The following is a 16,478-nucleotide window of genomic DNA, read 5'->3' on the forward strand; positions in this document are numbered from 1 at the left end:
GAGGCCCGCCATTTTCTCGTTTTGCACTGATCCCGATACGCTGGGCACGTTCCGCTGGTTTTCCTGCTACCTGACCAACGGCGTGCATTGGTCGTTCTATCTGTCGTTCTTCAAGGTTTTGCTGCTGCTGGCCGTCACCGCGCCTGTAGCGTTGAGTTTTGGGTTCGTCGGCGCGATGGCCGCCCGATCGCATATCCCCCCCGTCAGCTGGTTGGGCAAAGCGTATATCGCGATTGTAAGGGGCGTGCCGGACATCGCGTTCTTCATGTTCTTCGTAATCGCTCTGGATCAGGCCTTTGAATGGACGCGCCACAAGATTCTATGCCCCGACTGGACGGACCCGATCCGTCAGGGCAACGACTTCATCGTCTGCCAGTCGGCAAAACTGCCGCTGAGCACCGCACCGGAATGGGTGCATGAAACCTATGGTTTCTTCCTTGCGGTCATTACCTTCTCGATCGTTTTCGGAGCTTTTGCGGCCAACGTGTTGTTCGGCGGTATGCGCGCTGTTCCGCATGCGCAGCTTGAAACCGCCGAAGCCTATGGCATGACGCGTCGCCAGACCTTCTGGCGCATCCTCGTGCCGCAGATGTGGGTCTATGCCCTGCCCGGCCTTTCAAACCTTTGGATGGTGCTGATCAAGGCCACGCCGCTGCTGTTCCTGCTGGGCATCGAAGACATCGTCTATTGGGCCCGCGAATTGGGCGGTACCAAGACCTCAAAATTCACGCAATACCCCCATGGCGACTGGCGCATGTGGTACTTCCTGGCTCTACTGATCTTCTACCTAGGCATGACCCGTGCGTCAGAGCTGGGGCTTGAAAAGCTGATGCGCCGCTTGTCCCATGGTCAGGCCACATCGGGCGGAGAGCTTCTGCGCAAGGAGACAACCGCATGAGCTGCATCCAAACCATCCAGGACTATGGGCTGCGATCCATCGGCGTCGGTGAGCGACTGTTGCCTCGTAACGACTTTACGCTCTGCGAACAGTTCACCCTGATCGGGTCGGGCATGATCTGGAATATCTATTTCGGCATCATGGCTCTGGCGACCGGGTTCTTTCTGGCTACTGCCGTTGCGATGGGCAAAGCATCCACCAACAAGTGGCTGCGCAAACCGTCGGAATGGTTCATCTTTATCTTCCGCGGCTCACCACTGTTCATCCAATTCTTCTTTGCCTACTTCTTCTTCCTGTCACTGAAGAAATCCTACCCCATGTTCGATGCCCTAACATCGGCATGGCTGGGGGCATTGATCGTTCTGTTCCTGAACACCGCAGCTTATTCGGGCGAGATCTTCTACGGCGCGCTGCGCTCAATCCCCAAAGGCGATATCGAGGCCGCCGATGCCTATGGCATGTCGGGCTGGTCGCGGTTCCGTCGGATCGTTTGGCCCACCATGCTGCGTTTAGCATGGCCCGCGTACACGAACGAAGCGATCTTTTTGTTCCACGCCACCACGCTGGTCTTTTTCTCGGCCTTCCCGGCATGGCAGCAACGCGGTGACGCGCTGTACTACGCCAGCTATTTCGCCGACAAAACGTTCAACCCGTTTATCCCCTACCCGATTCTTGCCTTCTACTTCATCCTGCTGACGCTGGTGATCGTGGGTGTGTTCGGTCTGGTCAACAAACGGCTGAACCGCCATCTTCCGGCGGCCAGAAAGGCCAAAATTCGGTTTCGACTGAACCTGGCGCGGTAAGTTCTACAAAACCACACTTCTCGAACCGGGCCCTAGAGCCCGGTTTTTTTAAGCAAATAGCCCATCGTTACGCGGGCATTATTCATCGGCAATTGGAGGGAGATGGTACCGCCTCCCTGGCTTGAACAGGGGACCTCTGGATCCACAATCCAGCGCTCTAACCAACTGAGCTAAGGCGGCACTCGTGAGGGGCGATGTACCGAACGCGTCGAGGGATTGCAAGAGGATTAAAGAGGAATTTTCCAGCTTTGTTCGACAAGATCGAGCCCAAAGGAATGAACCTTTTTGCTGCCCGTCAATTGCCATCCTGACGCTCTGTAAAGCGCGCACACAGCCCGATGGCTTTCGTGGGTCCATAAGGCCATTTCTCTGTAACCTGCGCTGCGTGCAAAGGCCATGCAGGTGTGCAACATCCGTTTTCCCAGCCCCTGCCCCCGCGCCTCTGGCAGCAACAGAAACAACCGTAGTTTTGCCGTATGATCATCAAGGGCAACACAGAAAATACTGCCGAGCCGGGCGCCTGCTCGTTCCGCAATCCAGCCCCGCTCGCGCAATTGATCATGCGATGCGTTAAAGTCCACGAGGATACGTTCAACGAGGGGCGCGAACGTGTCGTCAAACCCCTCGTCCCGCTGGTAAAGGCGGCCATGCTGCTCAACAAGCCAAGGCGTGTCATCAGCGTGGAATTGTCTGATCAGAATGTCTTCCATACCCTACCTGACCGCAAAGGCGGCTTGATTCTCAACCCTTTGCACGCTAGCAGGAGTGCTCAGTCCCGGAGGCGCAAATGGGCATCAACACCGAACGTGACATTCAGGCAAACCTGCAGATCGGCCCGACCGACCACGGAATGGTGCGCCTGTTCATCGAGGCGGACAACATCGAGATTCCGATGGACTTCGACCCTGAAGAAGCCGAAGAAATTGCGGATGAAATCCGCGCCGCTGCGCAAGCCGCCCGGGCCGTTAAGGACTGATCTTCAAATTCTCGGATCGCGCAAAGCCTGCAACCTGCGGGCCGTGTCGGTTGCGAACTTCTGAATCATTTTCTTCCGACGCGCCGGCGCGAGTTTGTCCTCTGGTGCCATCCGCACAATCTCGGCATCATATGCATCCGCGATGATCAGGCCGGTTTCCTGCGGCAAAAGTTCGGTCGGGAAATCGGTATCAACAGCCCAGAAAAAACGGTCACACCAGTCCAGATACCCCTGCCATTTGGAATCTGACAGGTAATCGGCCCGGCTGGATTTGCACTCGATCACCCACAACTCACCCTTGGGACCCAGGCCTATGACATCAACGCGCAGTCCGCGCGTCGGAACAAATTCTTCAACAGATACAAAGCCATGCGACAGAAGGTGGCGGGAAACCCCACGGGCCAGTTTTTGTCCGGGCTGCAATTCCAGTGTCATGATTGGAATGTGAACAATTCGTGAACAAAAATCAAGGCACCTAAAACTTCTTGACACGATACCGTTTGGTACTGCATTTAATCCAATACCAAACGGTATCACAAATGGGGTGACAAATGCAGATCCAAACCCAAAACGCGTTCCGCGCTCTTGCTGACCCTACCCGTCGGGAAATCGTGCAGATTCTCGCATCGCAGGACATGACGATTGCCCAACTGACGGACCGGTTCGACATGACCCGCGCTGCAGTAAAAAAACATCTGACTGTCTTGTCGGATGGTGGCCTCATTTCGGTCGAAGCACGCGGGCGCGAGCGCATAAATCGGCTGGAGCCAAAGGGAATGGCCCCCATCCTCGATTGGTTCAGCTATTTTGACCAGTTCTGGGATGACCGCCTGAGCAATCTCAAAGAAGCTATTGAAAGGAATAAACAATGACCAGTTCAGTTTTGCAGAAGACAATATTCCTGCGCGCCGAGCCCGAAACTGTCTGGGCCTACCTGACCGAGCCCGATCGGCTGGCCGAATGGTTTCACAAGCCCGAACGTCCATTGGCCGTCGGCCAGAAGCTTGAGATGTTTGGCACAACCAGCGGAGACCTTCTGATTTGGGGCGACGTTCGCGCCGCGCGCCCGCCCGAGTATCTGGAGTACACGTTTACCATCAAGCCACTGGGAAACGCCGTCAGTGTCGTCAAATGGACGCTGGACCCGGTTCCGGGCGGCACTCGGTTGGGCCTGGTGCACGAGGGCTTGCCGCAGAATGCCGAGGCGTTCGGCTTGATCCTGTCGCTTGATGATGGCTGGGACGAGCACTTTGGCAAGATGCGCAAAGCGCTGCACGAAACTGTTGATGCCTGACCCCTTGCGCAAACCCGCCTCACGCCCTACTTAGGCCCGTGGCGGGTTCTGCCCTTCTTGTGATTGGTAGCATTCTGGTGGCCTTAAGCAATTCCGAGGGGGCTGGCTCTGTTCAGGTCCTGGCCTGATTACCTGGCGCCCACCTGTACATACAGGTCCTCGGGAATCACACCGCACGGTTGACTGGTGGTCCCGCCACATACACTGATCTCAGGCCTCGTCCGCGGTCAGATCAACTTTTACAAATGTCCCATCCGCAAGCGCAAAGTCGTAAAAAAACATCAACAGGCGGCCGCGATTGCCTCAGGCGCTGCCCCAGATCAATGCCGATGAACTTAATGGACGGGTTCGAATGGAGGGCAACAAGCGCCGCTTGCCCGGCTGCCACGCCAACTTCGGCAAAGCAATCGACTTCTTGCGCCAATTGATGCAGCCCCCGACGTTTTGGCTCCATGCCGGGTGCCATTTCACCGAGGTGAAAGTCCTGCCGCATGTGTCCGTAACAAACGTTCCCATTGATGGCGACAGGCTCGCCCGCGTCAATCTAACTTTGGGCGATCACATGGTTAAACTGGGATAGGTCCTGCCGGAATACCGGGGAGTTCAACAGGTCTTCGTATGTAACGTCGCTCAAGGAAAAGCTCTTCACTTGTCGTTTCGAGTGGCAGGGCCATCAGGTGCCAATCAGGAGCATTTTGCAGGCGGAATACCTGCTTTTTCGGCCGTTGGCCGGTGCTTAAGACAATTATCTTACTCAAACGGTCGAAATTGGAAGTCAGGTTTTGTCAGCCGCAACGCGAATGGGTTCGAACTTCGCAACGACGGGCGTACCACCCCCGGGACCTTTAGGCTTTTCCGCCAAACTCATGATTGCATAGGCGAACTGAACCCCGGCAAACACGATGCCGTTCATGAACCAGATCATGGCCAGCGCAATCAGGCCAACGTCAGAGCCAAAGATCAGACCGCGCAGATTGGCGACGTTCAACGCCAGCAGCACCCCAACAAATATAGCCGAGATGACAAATCCCCACGCAACCTGAGTGATGTATAGGCGGATCAGTTTGGGCATGCCAAAGCTCCTTGTCTGACACCATCATGATAGCGCATGGTCGGTCTGAGTAAACCGCAGCCGATGGGGTGCGACACTATTTTCGGAGTTTCAATGAACGCCCTCAGCCTGTTCACGCTTGATCTGCTGGAAGAGCTCTCTCTGCGCCATGTTGATCAGGAGCGTTGGGAATTCACGTTGGACCGGCTGGCAGAAATTGGGTTCAACGCCCTGAACATGCTTTGCTTTACGCCCGAGACCGGCGCAATCCATTGGGTGCGCAGCTCTATGTCCAAAGGTTGGCTGAATCGCTATGACGCCGAAGGGTACGCAGAAGCGGACCCCATGTTGGCGCAGGTTCAGAACGGAAAAGACAGTCTGTACGTGCAGGCTGCAAGTTTGAATCCGGCGGATGGTCACTCGAACAAAGCGCTTGGCCTGAACCACGACTTGCAAAAGGCCGGTTATATTCACCTTTACTCATTGGTCGTGCCCTGCCCCGACAATGAGGCCAAGCTGGTGGTTTTGTCTTCAGACCGACCAGAGGCTCAGCACATGATGACGGATCAGCAACGAGAAATGCGTGTTCTGGCTACCGTTCTGGCCACCAACCTTGGGTCGGATATCCCAAGTAATCATGGCCGCGTCTACGACATCGCCAGCATCGCGCCAATCACACCGGACCTTTCGCCGCGCGAATTGCAGGTCATGAACTTGCTAGCGCTCGGACATCGCAATGAAAGGATTGCCGAACTGTTGGGCTTGTCCGAAATCACCGTGCGCACTCACCTGAAAAACGCGCGCGACAAGTTGCGGGCTCCGACCCGCGAATCGGCGCTGGTCCGTGCAATGCAACTTGGGCTGATCGACCCTCAGGGCTATCGGAATCGATAGCTGGTACGCCGACGGCGTTCCGCTAAAGTATTGGTGTCTTGGGATAAAACTGTGAGTGGTGGAGGCCGAAGACTTGTTTAAACAAGTGTTTTTTTAAGTTCAGGCGCAGCTAAACTCGTGGCTGCGCCTTATTCTTTTCATTGGATAATTTGGCTCAGAACGCCTCGGGCTGAGCTTCGCGCGCCATGTGATCCAACACGGCGTTGACGAATTTCGGCTCTTTACCTTCCGGGAAAAACGCACGTGCCACATCTACGAATTCAGTGATGACCACCTTTGGCGGTGTATCACTTTGCGTCAGTTCGGCGCCCGCCGCTCGGAAAGTGGCCCGCAAGGTGGGATCGATGCGTGCGATCGGCCATTTTGCGACCAGAGCCCGGTCTGTCATCTGATCGATTGGCGCCTGATAGTTCACGGCGTTTTCGACCAGCTTGCGGAAGACCGAGATATCGCCATCCAGCATTTCTTCGCCTTCGTAGACTGCGCCAAACCGATGATCCAGAAACTCGTTCACGACCTGTTCGGTCGTCTGTCCCGATTGCTCCATCTGGAACAGCGCCTGCACGGCATACAGCCGGGCGGCGGATTTCATCAGGCGTTTCTGGTTGGCCGGTTTCGGCGCGTCTGTCTGGGTCATGCTGTCGAGGGTCCGTTGCTGTCGCCCGCCACAAGGATGGACTCGGACGGCGGCTTGAAGCCCACGCCCTTTTTGGAAGAGCCCCACTTACGGCTGAGCGCGATCAGATGCAAGGCCGCAGCGGCCGCCCCCCCGCCTTTATTCATCTTTTCCGGATTTGCGCGGACTTCTGCCTGATCGTCATTCTCGACCGTCAGAATGCCGTTGCCGATACACAGCCCCTGCAACCCCATCAACTGAATGGCACGGCTCGAGTCATTACACACGGTTTCGTAATGCGTGGTCTCACCGCGGATAACGCAACCCAGCGCGACGTAACCGTCATAGTTGCACTGACGATCTGCCATCGCGATCGCAGTTGGGATTTCCAGCGCGCCGGGTACTTCAACCACGTCGCAATTACCGCCAGCCCCTTCGATCTCCGCCTTCGCCCCGTCAACCAGATTGTCCGCAATGGCGCGATAGAACGGCGCCACAACAATCAGCAGTTTCACTGGTTTGTCAAATGTCGGCGTCGGCAGTACGCCGTGTTTGTCTTGTTCAGCCACGATCAGTCATCCTTGAGAATGGAACGAGTTCCGACGATGGACAGACCAAACGCGTCGAGACCCAGATATTTTGTTTCCGGTGTATCCGTCAGCAACACCAGTTCCTGAATGCCCATCTTGGACAGAATCTGCGCACCCAGACCGGTTTGCTTGATGGTCCGCGGGCCTTCGTCATCGGCGGCATACAGCGAGTTACGCGGCTGGCGGAACAGGCAAACAACGCCGCGGCCTTCGGCGGCGATCTTTTCCATCGCGCGCGGCAATTCCTGCGGGGACTTAGGTCCAAGGCCCAGAATGTCCGGGGCTTCATGCAGCGCGTGGGTCCGGGTCAGAACCGGCTCGGGCGTGGAAATGTCGCCCTTGACCATGACAACATGTTCGATGCCGTGCGTCTGATCAGTGAACAACCGCATCTCCCATTCGCCGCCATATTCTGAGGTGACCTTCTCACGCGAAGTTTCAACTACCAGGTTGTCGTTGCGCGAACGATACGTAATCAGATCACTGATCGTACCGATCTTCATGTCGTGCTCTTTAGCGAACGCAACCAGGTCCGGCAAACGCGCCATGGTGCCGTCGGGTTTCATGATCTCGCAAATCACGCCCGAAGGATTCAGCCCTGCAAGGCGCGAGATATCCACGGCCGCTTCGGTATGACCGGCGCGCACCAGCACCCCGCCCCGCTTGGCCCGCAAGGGGAAGATATGGCCCGGTGTGGCGATATGGGCCATCGTGTTCTGCTCGTTGATTGCCGTCGCCACGGTCAAGGCACGGTCAGCTGCGGAAATTCCGGTCGACACACCCTCACGCGCTTCGATGGACACGGTGAAAGCCGTTTCGTGACGGGATGAGTTGTTCACCGCCATCATTGGCAGACCAAGAGAGTCAACGCGCTCAGCCGTCATCGGCAGACAAATCAAGCCACGCCCATGAGTGGCCATAAAGTTGATTGCCTCGGCATCTGCGAATTCGGCGGCGATGACCAGATCACCCTCGTTTTCGCGATCTTCGTGATCGACCAGAATGTACATCCGGCCCTTGCGCGCCTCTTCGATGATGTCTTCGATCGGGCTGATCGCGTCGCGCAGCTGGGCCTCGACCGGACCGGGGGTTTCAAAGCTCATGGGGCAGCCTTTCACAAGAGCATGTTTGAACGGCTGGATAGACCACCAAGCGCTCAAAGACCAGAGCGCTTGCGGCTACACATCGCTGAAACGCGGCGTCTGTTCCGCTGGTTCAGCCCATTTCGGCCAAACGGGCGACGTACCGTGCCAGCGTGTCAATCTCGAGGTTTATCCGGTCGCCAACGGCGACATCGCCCCAGGTGGTCACTTCTTTTGTGTGAGGGATGAAATTGATGCCGAAATCGCAGCCATCCACATCGTTGACCGTCAGCGAGGTGCCGTTCAGGGCAACGGATCCCTTTGGTGCGATGAAACGAGCTAGATCTTTGGGTGCGCGCAGGGTCACGCGGGTGCTGTCCCCCTCATCCTGAACGGCAACCACATCGGCCACACCGTCAACGTGGCCCGACACGATATGGCCGCCCAGTTCGTCCCCAACCTTGAGGGCCCGTTCAAGGTTCACACGCTTGCCCAGCTTCCAATTGTCGAGATTGGTTTTTGACACCGTCTCAGCGCTGATCTGAACGTCGTACCAATCATCGCCAAGGGCGATCACGGTCAGACAGACGCCATCACTTGCAATGGACGCGCCAATATCGATGCCCGCTGTATCGTAGCCCGTTTTAATCCGCGCACGCAGATCCCCCTGCTGATCCAACTCGGTGACAGTGCCGATATCGGTGACGATCCCTGTGAACATTGTGTTTACCCTTAGCTTTTAACCTGTGCCCAATTGTCCACGCCGAGGTAAGCCTAAGCAGCGCTGCGGGCAAGCCCCGCCTTGCTGAGATTGATGAAAACAGGCATAAATTCGGCACCAAACACTAAAGAGCAGCACGGATGCTACCACTCACCACGCGCTCGCAAGGCCGGGTGTTCCTGTTTTTACAGGGTCCGCATGGTCCATTTTTCAGTGCATTGGCACGCGCACTCCGCGCCGCCGGTTCCGATGTGCTGCGCGTGGGCTTCAATGCAGGCGATCAGGCATTCTGGTTTGACCGCGAAAGCTATATCCCATTTCTCGATCATCCTGATCAGTGGCCCGCAAAGCTGCATGTGCTGATCCAATCTCGTGGCGTTACCGATATCGTGTTGTACGGCGACACGCGGCCAGTACATGCGCACGCGGTCGAAGTTGCGCGGACTATGGGTATAACGATCCACGTATTCGAAGAAGGATATCTGCGTCCCTGGTGGGTCACATACGAACGCACCGGGTCGAACGGAAACTCACGCTTGATGTCGCTGGACGTCGAGCAAATGCAGCTCGCATTGGACCAGTTCGATACTCAGGTTCCGCCGCCACCGTCTCATTGGGGCGATATGCGGCAGCACATCTTTTACGGCGCGCTCTACCACTGGTTCGTTTTGTTCGTGAATCGACGCTACCGCAACTTCAAACCCCATCGGGAACTACCTGTTTCAAAAGAGTTCCGCCTTTATTTTAAACGGTTGGCACTCATGCCGTTTCACAGAATTCGACGCCGTTGGGCCACGGCGCGCGTTCGGCAAAGTGGAGCACCCTACCACCTTGCTCTGCTACAGCTGGGGCATGACAGTTCCGTGCAGTCTCATTCGGACTATTCCTGCATGTCAGACTTTCTGGAGCATGTGATTGCCGGGTTTGCTAAGGGCGCACCGACGCACCATCAACTTGTGCTCAAGGAGCATCCGCTTGAAAACCACCGTGAGCCTTTGCGACGCAGGGCTCGTCAGATTGCCCGCGCGCTTGGGGTAGCAGATCGTGTGCATTATGTCCCCGGAGGCAAGCTGGCCCGACTACTAGACGATGCGAACTCGGCCGTCACAATCAATTCCACCGCAGGCCAGCAAGTGTTGTGGCGGGGTATCCCGTTGCGCATTTTCGGGCGGTCCGTCTATGACAAACCCGAATTTGTTTCACGGCAGGCTATCACCGAGTTCTTTGCGACCCCCGCAGCACCGGACCACAAGGCCTACAGAGCCTATCGGCAGTTTCTGTTGAATACCAGCCAGTTACCGGGCGGCTTTTATTCACTCCGCGGTCGTCGCCAATTGCTGCGCCGCGCGGTTGACATGATGTTACGCCCCCAGGACCCATACCAGTCCGTTCTTTCCGACAAAGAGGCACCAACGCCACAGTTGAAACTCGTCAAGTAGAACGCGTCGCTTGGTGCTGGATGTTAAAGCGCAACCAAGCTAACTTGTCGCAAACAAAAGACGACTGAGGATTAACGGCAGTGAATTGCTTTCCATTTCGCTGGGTGCGAGGGGCTTCTCTTGTGGCCGTGTTCGGCCTGCTGGCCGCGTGTCAGCTTCCCAAATCCGGCCCCAACAAGAACGAGATTCTGGCGGGTGCCGTGGAAAACGGCGGCAACGCCTTTGTCGTCGAAGTGGATGATCGCGTCACACGTGCCACGTCTGCGATTCCGCAATTCGGATTCTCGTCCACATTCACCAGCGCTCAGAACCTGACGGCGGACACCGTTCGCCCCGGCGATGTTTTGGGATTAACGATCTGGGAGAATGTCGACGATGGACTGCTGTCGGGCGAAGTGGGCTCTTCTACATCGTTGAACGAAGTCCAGGTGGATAGCGCAGGTTTCATCTTTGTGCCCTATGCCGGGCGCGTGCGCGCCGCGGGAAATACGCCAGAGCAACTGCGCCAGGTCATCACCGACAAGCTGCGGGATCAAACCCCCGATCCTCAGGTCGAAGTGCGCCGGGTTGCGGGCGATGGCTCGACCGTGTCGCTGACCGGCACAATTGGCGCGCCGGGAATCTATCCGATCGAACGCCCCACGCGCACCCTGTCGGGGATGCTGTCGCAAGCAGGTGGCGTCTCGGTCGGTTCGGATATCGCAATCGTCACTTTGATGCGCGGCAATGAAAAGGGCACTGTCTGGTACGAAGACCTGTTCAGCAATCCCAAGCTGGATGTCGCCCTGCGCGGCGGTGACCGGATTCTGGTAGAAGCCGACAGCCGGTCCTACATCGCCCTTGGCGCAACAGGCGGCCAATCGCGCGTTGCTTTTGACAGCCAAGACCTTTCGGCGCTAGAGGCGTTGGCTCAGGTCGGCGGGTTGCTGTCGTTGTCCTCGGACCCAACCGGGATTTTTGTATTGCGTAAGGAACGTCAGGATATCGCCCGCACAGTCATGGGCCGCCAGGACCTGCAAGGCGACCAGCGCATGATCTATCTGCTGAACCTGACCGCGCCAAACGGCCTGTTTATCGCCCGGGACTTCGTGATCCGCGACGACGACACGATTTACGTGACAGAAGCCCCTTATGCCCAGTGGACCAAATCCATTTCTCTGATCGCTGGCGGGCTGACACCGCTTGCAAACGTCGCCACACTGACGGGCAACTGATGTCTCTGGAAACAACAGCCGGGTCCGAGCGTACCCGGCTGCTTGTCTTTAACGGTGGCTTCCTGACATCCCGCCGAATTCACCGCATTCTGACTCTTGCCGGCTATGATGTTCGTCTGGGCTTGCCCAAAGAAAACGACGTCATCGGGGTCTGGGGCAACAGCCCAACCGCCCATCGCGGCCTGAGCGTGGCTGCCCGAAAAGACTCCCCGGTGTTGCGCGTCGAAGACGCCTTTCTGCGATCTTTGCATCCGGGCCGCAGCGGAGAACCTCCTTTGGGCTTGCTGCTTGACCGGTCCGGAATGCATTTCGACCCGGCTCAAGCGTCTGATCTGGAAACTCTGCTGGCCACCCACCCGCTGGACGATACTGCCCTGCTGAACCGCGCGCGCGGCGGGATCGAGCGGATGCGCGATCTGCATCTCAGCAAATACTCCGCTTTCGATCTGTCCGTTCAGCCACCGGACCCCGGATACGTGCTGGTCGTGGATCAGGCACGCGACGATGCAGCCGTCACCGCAAGCGGGGGCGATCAGGCCCGATTTCGGGAAATGCTGGTCATGGCTCAAGAGGAAAACCCCGGCGCCAGAATTCTGATCAAGACACACCCCGATACCATTGCCGGGCATCGGGCCGGGTATTTCTCGGAGGCTGAGGAAACGGACCGAGTGTCCCTTATCAACACCCCCACCAGCCCCTGGTCGTTGCTGGAAGGTGCTGTTGGTGTCTACACCCTGTCTTCGCAGATGGGCTTCGAAGCGATTTTGGCAGGGCATAAGCCGCGCGTATTTGGTCAACCTTTCTATGCGGGTTGGGGGCTGACACAGGATGAACTCCACCTGCCGCGCCGTCAGCGCAATCTGACGCGGGCACAGTTGTTTGCCGCGGCGATGATCCTCTACCCAACCTGGTACGACCCATACCGGGACCAATTGTGCGAGCTGGAAACCGTTCTAGACACGTTGGAAGCCCGTACGCGCGCGTGGCGGCAGGATCACAAGGGGTGGACTGCTTCAGGCATGCGCCTGTGGAAGCGGAAACACCTGCAACAGATGTTTGGGCGCGAGAAGAAAATCAGGTTTACCGAGGGTGTCCCCGAGCATTCGGACCGGCCGCACATGGTCTGGGCCAGTCAGGCCCGCGGCGCGGTAAACGCGGTCAGGGTCGAGGATGGCTTCCTACGCTCACGCGGATTGGGTGCGGAACTGGTGCCGCCTCTTTCATTGGCAACCGACGATCAGGGCATCTATTACGACCCAACACAACCGAGTCAGTTGGAAGAGTTGATAGCCGCCCGTGAGATTCTGAGACCTGATCAGGAAATGCGCGCCGAAAAGCTGGTCGCACAAATCGTGTCCGCGCAGATCAGCAAGTACAATACCGGCGGTGCCGCGCCTGATTTGCCCGATGGGCACCGGATACTTGTCCCTGGTCAGGTCGAAGACGATGCCTCGATCATGCTCGGTACAGGCAATGTGCGCACCAATACAGAACTGTTGCGAGCGGTGCGCGAAGCAAACCCGAATGCCATTTTGATCTACAAGCCACATCCAGACGTCGAGGCCCGCTTGCGCGATGGGGCCATCGACGCGCAAGGTCTGGCTGACGTCATCGCCAGTGAATGTGATCCAGCGGCCTTGTTGCCGCAGGTGCAAGAGGTGTGGACCATGACCTCGCTGCTGGGGTTCGAGGCTTTGATGCGAGGTGTCCGCGTAACGACGCTTGGGGCTCCGTTTTATGCGGGCTGGGGCCTGACAACCGATCTTGGAATCGTTCCTGCCCGTCGGGGTGCGCGGCCTTCCCTCTGTGGATTGGTCCACGCCGCGCTGATTGACTATCCCCGGTATTTTGATCCGGTCACAGGTGACCTCTGCCCGGTCGAAATTGCCGTGGAGCGGCTGTCAAAGGGCGGCATGCCCAAGGGCGGCCCTGTCGTTCGGATACTCTCGAAACTTCAGGGCGCGTTTGCGACCCACGCGCACCTTTGGCGTCGTTAACGCAGTGCCCGCGCCCAGCGATGCATCACGTCCGGCCCTATGACATGAGTCTCGATCAGTTTGAAACGGGGCGCGGCGTCCAGCCTGTCCAACCCAAGTGCGCCAACGGCTGACAGTCCCTCGGCACCGATGGTCAGCCCGGCGGTGAACCCCACCAGCTCATCCACAAGGTCGGCGGCCAGCAGAGACGCAGCCAGGGCCGCACCGCCCTCGCAGAACACGCGCGTCAGCCCCGCCTGCCCCAGCTGTTGCAACAGGTCCACCGCGTCAATCTGGTGATCACTCAGCGCGCAGGGCACCAATTGCGCGCCCAGCCCTTCCCAAGCGCGCGCACGCTCGGCGTCCGGAGATGGGCCATGGCACAGCCAAACCGGAACCTCGGAAGCAGTGCGCGCTAGTTGTCCCATCAAGGGGATGTCCATATGCCGCGAAACCACAACCCGAACCGGTTGAGCATCGACCCCAAGATCGCGAACCGTCAAAGACGGGTCATCGGCGCGGGCGGTACCTGCCCCGACCATAACAGCGTCGTGACGAGCACGCATCGCGTGAACGGCGCGTCGAGCCTTAGGGCCGGTGATCCACTGACTGTGGCCGCTGGCGGTGGCAATCCGCCCGTCAAAGCTGCTGGCGAGCTTCAGCGTGACAAATGGCCGGCCTTGCTCGGTCTTCAGGAAGAAACCCGCGTGATCACGCGCTGCTTGCTCGGCCAGAACGCCGGTGGTTACCTCGATCCCAGCCTCGCGCAACATGGCAAAGCCCTGACCGGCCACACGTGGATCGCTGTCTTCGATCGCGGAAACGACCCGCGATACGCCGGCATTGATCAGCGCCTCAGCGCAAGGTGGCGTTTTTCCATAATGAGAACAGGGTTCTAACGAGACATAGGCCGTTGCCCCGCGCGTTGCCTCTCCGGCCTGCGCCAATGCCACAGGTTCGGCATGAGGCCGACCACCCGGTTGGGTCCAGCCACGCCCGACAATGCGCCCGTCGCGCACGATCACGCAGCCAACGGCCGGGTTTGGCCAGCACGTCCCTTGCCCGCGTCGACCCAAGGACAGGGCCAACGCCATGTATCGCTTATCTGTTTCGCTCACTCGTCCGTCGAAGGCTGCGGCGGGCGCAGTTCGTGGACAAACTCCTCGAAATCATCGGCCGCCTGGAAATTCTTGTATACGCTCGCAAAGCGAACATAGGCGACGGTGTCGATCCGCGCCAGAGCTTCCATGACGATCTCGCCAATTTTACTGGACGGGATGTCGGTCTCGCCCATGCTTTCCAGACGGCGCACGATCCCTGAAATCATCTGGTCGATACGATCCGGTTCAATCGGGCGTTTCTGCATCGAAATGCGGATAGAACGTTCCAACTTGTCACGATCGAAATCTTCTCGCTTACCGTTGGTTTTGATCACCACCAGATCACGCAACTGCACACGTTCGTATGTTGTAAATCGTCCACCGCAAGCGGGGCAGAACCGGCGCCTGCGGATCGCGACGTGATCCTCTGCCGGGCGTGAATCTTTGACCTGAGTGTCGATATTTCCGCAAAACGGGCAGCGCATCCGCCGTCTCCTCGTCCCTTGTTCCGCCTCTTTTTGTAAGCACTATGGCTTACTTATCCACAACTATAGGGCAGCCGCTAGGATTTGGGTAGTCGGAATTTTTCACCGCAAGATAAAGGGGTCAGGTGAAATGTGCAGCGACCCGCCGGACGTGCGGCGCATTGCGGTGTTCGAACAGATAGATGCCCTGCTGTAGCGTGACACGATTTTTTTCACAGTTTGACAGAGATGTTTGCAGCAACTCACTTTTTGGTCTGAGCACCTAGTATCGGACATTTGGCGGTTCAGGGGGACGTGGAAGGTTAGGAACCGCAGATACGTTGTGGCGCTCCATCCATTCCTTTACTCGCAGCCATCTATCCTGCGGCGCAGGCGTAAAACGATAGCTGTCCAGGTCTGCCATTGCCGTTTGCAATTCGGAGTACCACTGCACCTTCAGGCGCAGCTTGTGCGTCTTTGCCCAGGCGCGCACGGCGGACTCCCAGTCCCCCGCATCACGCTTCTCCATCTCGCATTCCAGGTCGAAAGGGATGCCGTTGGGCCAGACAGAAAATATCGCAGTACCCTCTTCTTGAACGGTTCGAGTGTTTAAACTGTGATCTTTGAAGCCGTTTTAAATAGGCCCTAAAGGTTTCCCTTGATGGCATTCTACCATCGCACTCACCAAGTTAGACGATCGCTCCGGCAGATACTCGCTTCAGATCTGGGAATGACCCCTGATAGCTTTCCGCCGCGGATTCAACATTCCCAAGAACATCACTACCCGGCGTATGGCAATTGACTTGTCGTCCCTCTTTTTGGGCTTCGTCCACTAAATCATTCAGCAAATTGTCGTCGAGCATTGGGCCCTCGACGCAAAAATGCTGCTTATCGTGGTCCACTACGATCACAACGAATGGCTGCATATTCGACATTTTTCTACGTCTCCCATTTGATGATTTCCGATTTCAGGATTCTTGTCGGGCTTTAACGCGTTCCAAGTCGGCGCTCAGGTCGCCCAATGACCGGGCTGGTGTAACCGGAGCATCAGCCAGGGGAACTTCAGCGCGCTCCTGCGGCGCAAGGCTATCCCGTATCTCAGTCAAAAGTGAGATCACCCGCTCGACCGCCATGAACAATACCCCTGCGATCGCCAGAGAAAGTGCCGTTGGTAGCAAGTGAACAGGCCCCTCAACCACCACAACGAACACCGCGAATGCTGCGAGCGCCCAACAAGAATAAGCGATCCAGGACAGAACTTTCATCTTCAAAAAACTCCAAAAATTTGATCCGGACCCTGAACGGTTTTCTGCAGCACAGCAAGGCGATTCGCTCACCTAAGAGCGGTCCTTGATTGGTG

General features: G+C 57.4%; 22 protein-coding genes and 1 tRNA gene. 10 read left to right on the forward strand and 13 right to left on the reverse strand.

What is annotated here, in order from left to right:
* Positions 1–10 precede the first annotated feature (10 nt).
* Positions 11–898 (forward strand): ABC transporter permease subunit, encoded by an 888-nt coding sequence (locus MHN28_RS08645; protein ID WP_239338195.1) that lies wholly within the window; start codon positions 11–13, stop codon positions 896–898.
* On the forward strand, positions 895–1,701 hold the full coding sequence (locus MHN28_RS08650; protein WP_239338011.1) for an ABC transporter permease: 807 nt from the start codon (positions 895–897) through the stop codon (positions 1,699–1,701). The genes MHN28_RS08645 and MHN28_RS08650 overlap by 4 nt, the downstream gene beginning before the upstream one ends.
* Positions 1,702–1,804: 103 nt before the next feature.
* Here MHN28_RS08650 and MHN28_RS08655 read toward each other — a convergent pair.
* Both MHN28_RS08655 and MHN28_RS08660 read right to left on the reverse strand, forming a co-directional pair.
* A tRNA-His gene (locus MHN28_RS08655) sits at positions 1,805–1,881 on the reverse strand.
* A gap of 47 nt (positions 1,882–1,928) precedes the next feature.
* Positions 1,929–2,411, reverse strand: coding sequence for a GNAT family N-acetyltransferase (locus MHN28_RS08660; protein ID WP_239338013.1), 483 nt, complete (start codon positions 2,409–2,411; stop codon positions 1,929–1,931).
* A gap of 77 nt (positions 2,412–2,488) precedes the next feature.
* Here MHN28_RS08660 and MHN28_RS08665 point away from each other — a divergent pair, with 77 nt between their 5' ends.
* Positions 2,489–2,677 carry a DUF6324 family protein gene (locus tag MHN28_RS08665; protein ID WP_239338014.1) on the forward strand — a complete coding sequence of 63 codons (189 nt, stop codon included), beginning with the start codon at positions 2,489–2,491 and terminating at the stop codon, positions 2,675–2,677.
* Positions 2,678–2,680: 3 nt separating this feature from the next.
* Here the strand turns inward: MHN28_RS08665 and MHN28_RS08670 are convergent, their stop codons facing one another.
* Positions 2,681–3,112 carry an MmcB family DNA repair protein gene (locus MHN28_RS08670; protein ID WP_239338015.1) on the reverse strand — a complete coding sequence of 144 codons (432 nt, stop codon included), beginning with the start codon at positions 3,110–3,112 and terminating at the stop codon, positions 2,681–2,683.
* 116 nt (positions 3,113–3,228) lie between these two features.
* On the opposite strand from MHN28_RS08670, the gene MHN28_RS08675 reads away from it, so the two are divergent.
* From MHN28_RS08675 to MHN28_RS08685, 3 genes are all read left to right on the forward strand, one after another.
* Positions 3,229–3,549, forward strand: coding sequence for a helix-turn-helix transcriptional regulator (locus tag MHN28_RS08675; protein ID WP_239338016.1), 321 nt, complete (start codon positions 3,229–3,231; stop codon positions 3,547–3,549).
* The gene (locus MHN28_RS08680) at positions 3,546–3,971 is read left to right on the forward strand and encodes an SRPBCC domain-containing protein (RefSeq protein ID WP_239338017.1); all 426 of its coding nucleotides are present in this window, start codon (positions 3,546–3,548) and stop codon (positions 3,969–3,971) included. The genes MHN28_RS08675 and MHN28_RS08680 overlap by 4 nt, the downstream gene beginning before the upstream one ends.
* A gap of 352 nt (positions 3,972–4,323) precedes the next feature.
* On the forward strand, positions 4,324–4,551 hold the full coding sequence (locus MHN28_RS08685; RefSeq protein WP_239338018.1) for a hypothetical protein: 228 nt from the start codon (positions 4,324–4,326) through the stop codon (positions 4,549–4,551).
* A 195-nt stretch (positions 4,552–4,746) separates the two neighbouring features.
* On the opposite strand, the gene MHN28_RS08690 is transcribed toward MHN28_RS08685, so the two are convergent.
* The gene (locus MHN28_RS08690) at positions 4,747–5,043 is read right to left on the reverse strand and encodes a hypothetical protein (protein ID WP_239338019.1); all 297 of its coding nucleotides are present in this window, start codon (positions 5,041–5,043) and stop codon (positions 4,747–4,749) included.
* A gap of 93 nt (positions 5,044–5,136) precedes the next feature.
* On the opposite strand from MHN28_RS08690, the gene MHN28_RS08695 reads away from it, so the two are divergent.
* A complete protein-coding gene (locus MHN28_RS08695; protein ID WP_239338020.1) occupies positions 5,137–5,916 on the forward strand; it encodes a LuxR C-terminal-related transcriptional regulator in 780 nt (259 codons plus the stop codon).
* Positions 5,917–6,070: 154 nt separating this feature from the next.
* Here MHN28_RS08695 and nusB read toward each other — a convergent pair whose 3' ends face one another.
* The 4 genes from nusB to MHN28_RS08715 all read right to left on the reverse strand — a co-directional run bounded on the left by nusB (position 6,071) and on the right by MHN28_RS08715 (position 8,925).
* Complete coding sequence (gene nusB / locus MHN28_RS08700) at positions 6,071–6,553, reverse strand: transcription antitermination factor NusB (RefSeq protein ID WP_239338022.1); 483 nt, start codon at positions 6,551–6,553, stop codon at positions 6,071–6,073.
* The gene (locus tag MHN28_RS08705; protein WP_239338025.1) at positions 6,550–7,101 is read right to left on the reverse strand and encodes a 6,7-dimethyl-8-ribityllumazine synthase; all 552 of its coding nucleotides are present in this window, start codon (positions 7,099–7,101) and stop codon (positions 6,550–6,552) included. Before MHN28_RS08705 ends, nusB begins: the two co-directional genes overlap by 4 nt.
* A gap of 2 nt (positions 7,102–7,103) precedes the next feature.
* On the reverse strand, positions 7,104–8,225 hold the full coding sequence (gene ribB, locus MHN28_RS08710) for a 3,4-dihydroxy-2-butanone-4-phosphate synthase (RefSeq protein ID WP_239338026.1): 1,122 nt from the start codon (positions 8,223–8,225) through the stop codon (positions 7,104–7,106).
* 112 nt (positions 8,226–8,337) lie between these two features.
* Entirely contained in the window at positions 8,338–8,925 is a 588-nt protein-coding gene (locus MHN28_RS08715; protein ID WP_239338027.1) for a riboflavin synthase, read from the reverse strand.
* A gap of 140 nt (positions 8,926–9,065) precedes the next feature.
* Here MHN28_RS08715 and MHN28_RS08720 point away from each other — a divergent pair, with 140 nt between their 5' ends.
* The 3 genes from MHN28_RS08720 (at position 9,066) to MHN28_RS08730 (ending at position 13,575) form a co-directional block, all read left to right on the forward strand.
* The gene (locus MHN28_RS08720) at positions 9,066–10,364 is read left to right on the forward strand and encodes a capsule biosynthesis protein (RefSeq protein WP_239338028.1); all 1,299 of its coding nucleotides are present in this window, start codon (positions 9,066–9,068) and stop codon (positions 10,362–10,364) included.
* 80 nt (positions 10,365–10,444) lie between these two features.
* Complete coding sequence (locus tag MHN28_RS08725) at positions 10,445–11,578, forward strand: polysaccharide biosynthesis/export family protein (protein WP_239338029.1); 1,134 nt, start codon at positions 10,445–10,447, stop codon at positions 11,576–11,578.
* Positions 11,578–13,575, forward strand: a complete 1,998-nt coding sequence (locus MHN28_RS08730; RefSeq protein WP_239338030.1) for a capsular polysaccharide biosynthesis protein — start codon at positions 11,578–11,580, stop codon at positions 13,573–13,575. Before MHN28_RS08725 ends, MHN28_RS08730 begins: the two co-directional genes overlap by 1 nt.
* Here the strand turns inward: MHN28_RS08730 and ribD are convergent.
* The 5 genes from ribD to MHN28_RS08755 form a co-directional block, all read right to left on the reverse strand.
* Complete coding sequence (gene ribD / locus MHN28_RS08735; protein WP_370645676.1) at positions 13,572–14,672, reverse strand: bifunctional diaminohydroxyphosphoribosylaminopyrimidine deaminase/5-amino-6-(5-phosphoribosylamino)uracil reductase RibD; 1,101 nt, start codon at positions 14,670–14,672, stop codon at positions 13,572–13,574. The genes MHN28_RS08730 and ribD overlap by 4 nt on opposite strands.
* On the reverse strand, positions 14,669–15,139 hold the full coding sequence (gene nrdR, locus MHN28_RS08740) for a transcriptional regulator NrdR (RefSeq protein WP_170324479.1): 471 nt from the start codon (positions 15,137–15,139) through the stop codon (positions 14,669–14,671). Before nrdR ends, ribD begins: the two co-directional genes overlap by 4 nt.
* A 262-nt stretch (positions 15,140–15,401) precedes the next feature.
* Positions 15,402–15,647 (reverse strand): hypothetical protein, encoded by a 246-nt coding sequence (locus MHN28_RS08745; protein WP_239338031.1) that lies wholly within the window; start codon positions 15,645–15,647, stop codon positions 15,402–15,404.
* Between the two features lie 160 nt (positions 15,648–15,807).
* Entirely contained in the window at positions 15,808–15,981 is a 174-nt protein-coding gene (locus MHN28_RS08750) for a hypothetical protein (protein ID WP_239338032.1), read from the reverse strand.
* A 105-nt stretch (positions 15,982–16,086) separates the two neighbouring features.
* On the reverse strand, positions 16,087–16,383 hold the full coding sequence (locus MHN28_RS08755) for a hypothetical protein (protein WP_239338033.1): 297 nt from the start codon (positions 16,381–16,383) through the stop codon (positions 16,087–16,089).
* Positions 16,384–16,478: the final 95 nt, after the last annotated feature.

The sequence above is a fragment of the Ruegeria sp. Ofav3-42 genome, assembly GCF_022347725.1.
Taxonomy (GTDB): domain Bacteria; phylum Pseudomonadota; class Alphaproteobacteria; order Rhodobacterales; family Rhodobacteraceae; genus Ruegeria.

Coding starts and splice junctions, on each gene's coding strand:
- MHN28_RS08650 (WP_239338011.1), top strand. CDS start 895: ATGAGCTGCATCCAAACCATCCAGGACTATGGGCTGCGATCCATCGGC.
- nrdR (WP_170324479.1), bottom strand. CDS start 15,139: ATGCGCTGCCCGTTTTGCGGAAATATCGACACTCAGGTCAAAGATTCA.
- MHN28_RS08670 (WP_239338015.1), bottom strand. CDS start 3,112: ATGACACTGGAATTGCAGCCCGGACAAAAACTGGCCCGTGGGGTTTCC.
- nusB (WP_239338022.1), bottom strand. CDS start 6,553: ATGACCCAGACAGACGCGCCGAAACCGGCCAACCAGAAACGCCTGATG.
- ribB (WP_239338026.1), bottom strand. CDS start 8,225: ATGAGCTTTGAAACCCCCGGTCCGGTCGAGGCCCAGCTGCGCGACGCG.
- MHN28_RS08675 (WP_239338016.1), top strand. CDS start 3,229: ATGCAGATCCAAACCCAAAACGCGTTCCGCGCTCTTGCTGACCCTACC.
- MHN28_RS08660 (WP_239338013.1), bottom strand. CDS start 2,411: ATGGAAGACATTCTGATCAGACAATTCCACGCTGATGACACGCCTTGG.
- MHN28_RS08685 (WP_239338018.1), top strand. CDS start 4,324: ATGGAGGGCAACAAGCGCCGCTTGCCCGGCTGCCACGCCAACTTCGGC.
- MHN28_RS08720 (WP_239338028.1), top strand. CDS start 9,066: ATGCTACCACTCACCACGCGCTCGCAAGGCCGGGTGTTCCTGTTTTTA.
- MHN28_RS08750 (WP_239338032.1), bottom strand. CDS start 15,981: ATGCTCGACGACAATTTGCTGAATGATTTAGTGGACGAAGCCCAAAAA.
- MHN28_RS08715 (WP_239338027.1), bottom strand. CDS start 8,925: ATGTTCACAGGGATCGTCACCGATATCGGCACTGTCACCGAGTTGGAT.
- MHN28_RS08665 (WP_239338014.1), top strand. CDS start 2,489: ATGGGCATCAACACCGAACGTGACATTCAGGCAAACCTGCAGATCGGC.
- MHN28_RS08755 (WP_239338033.1), bottom strand. CDS start 16,383: ATGAAAGTTCTGTCCTGGATCGCTTATTCTTGTTGGGCGCTCGCAGCA.
- MHN28_RS08745 (WP_239338031.1), bottom strand. CDS start 15,647: ATGGAGAAGCGTGATGCGGGGGACTGGGAGTCCGCCGTGCGCGCCTGG.
- MHN28_RS08730 (WP_239338030.1), top strand. CDS start 11,578: ATGTCTCTGGAAACAACAGCCGGGTCCGAGCGTACCCGGCTGCTTGTC.
- MHN28_RS08695 (WP_239338020.1), top strand. CDS start 5,137: ATGAACGCCCTCAGCCTGTTCACGCTTGATCTGCTGGAAGAGCTCTCT.
- MHN28_RS08690 (WP_239338019.1), bottom strand. CDS start 5,043: ATGCCCAAACTGATCCGCCTATACATCACTCAGGTTGCGTGGGGATTT.
- MHN28_RS08680 (WP_239338017.1), top strand. CDS start 3,546: ATGACCAGTTCAGTTTTGCAGAAGACAATATTCCTGCGCGCCGAGCCC.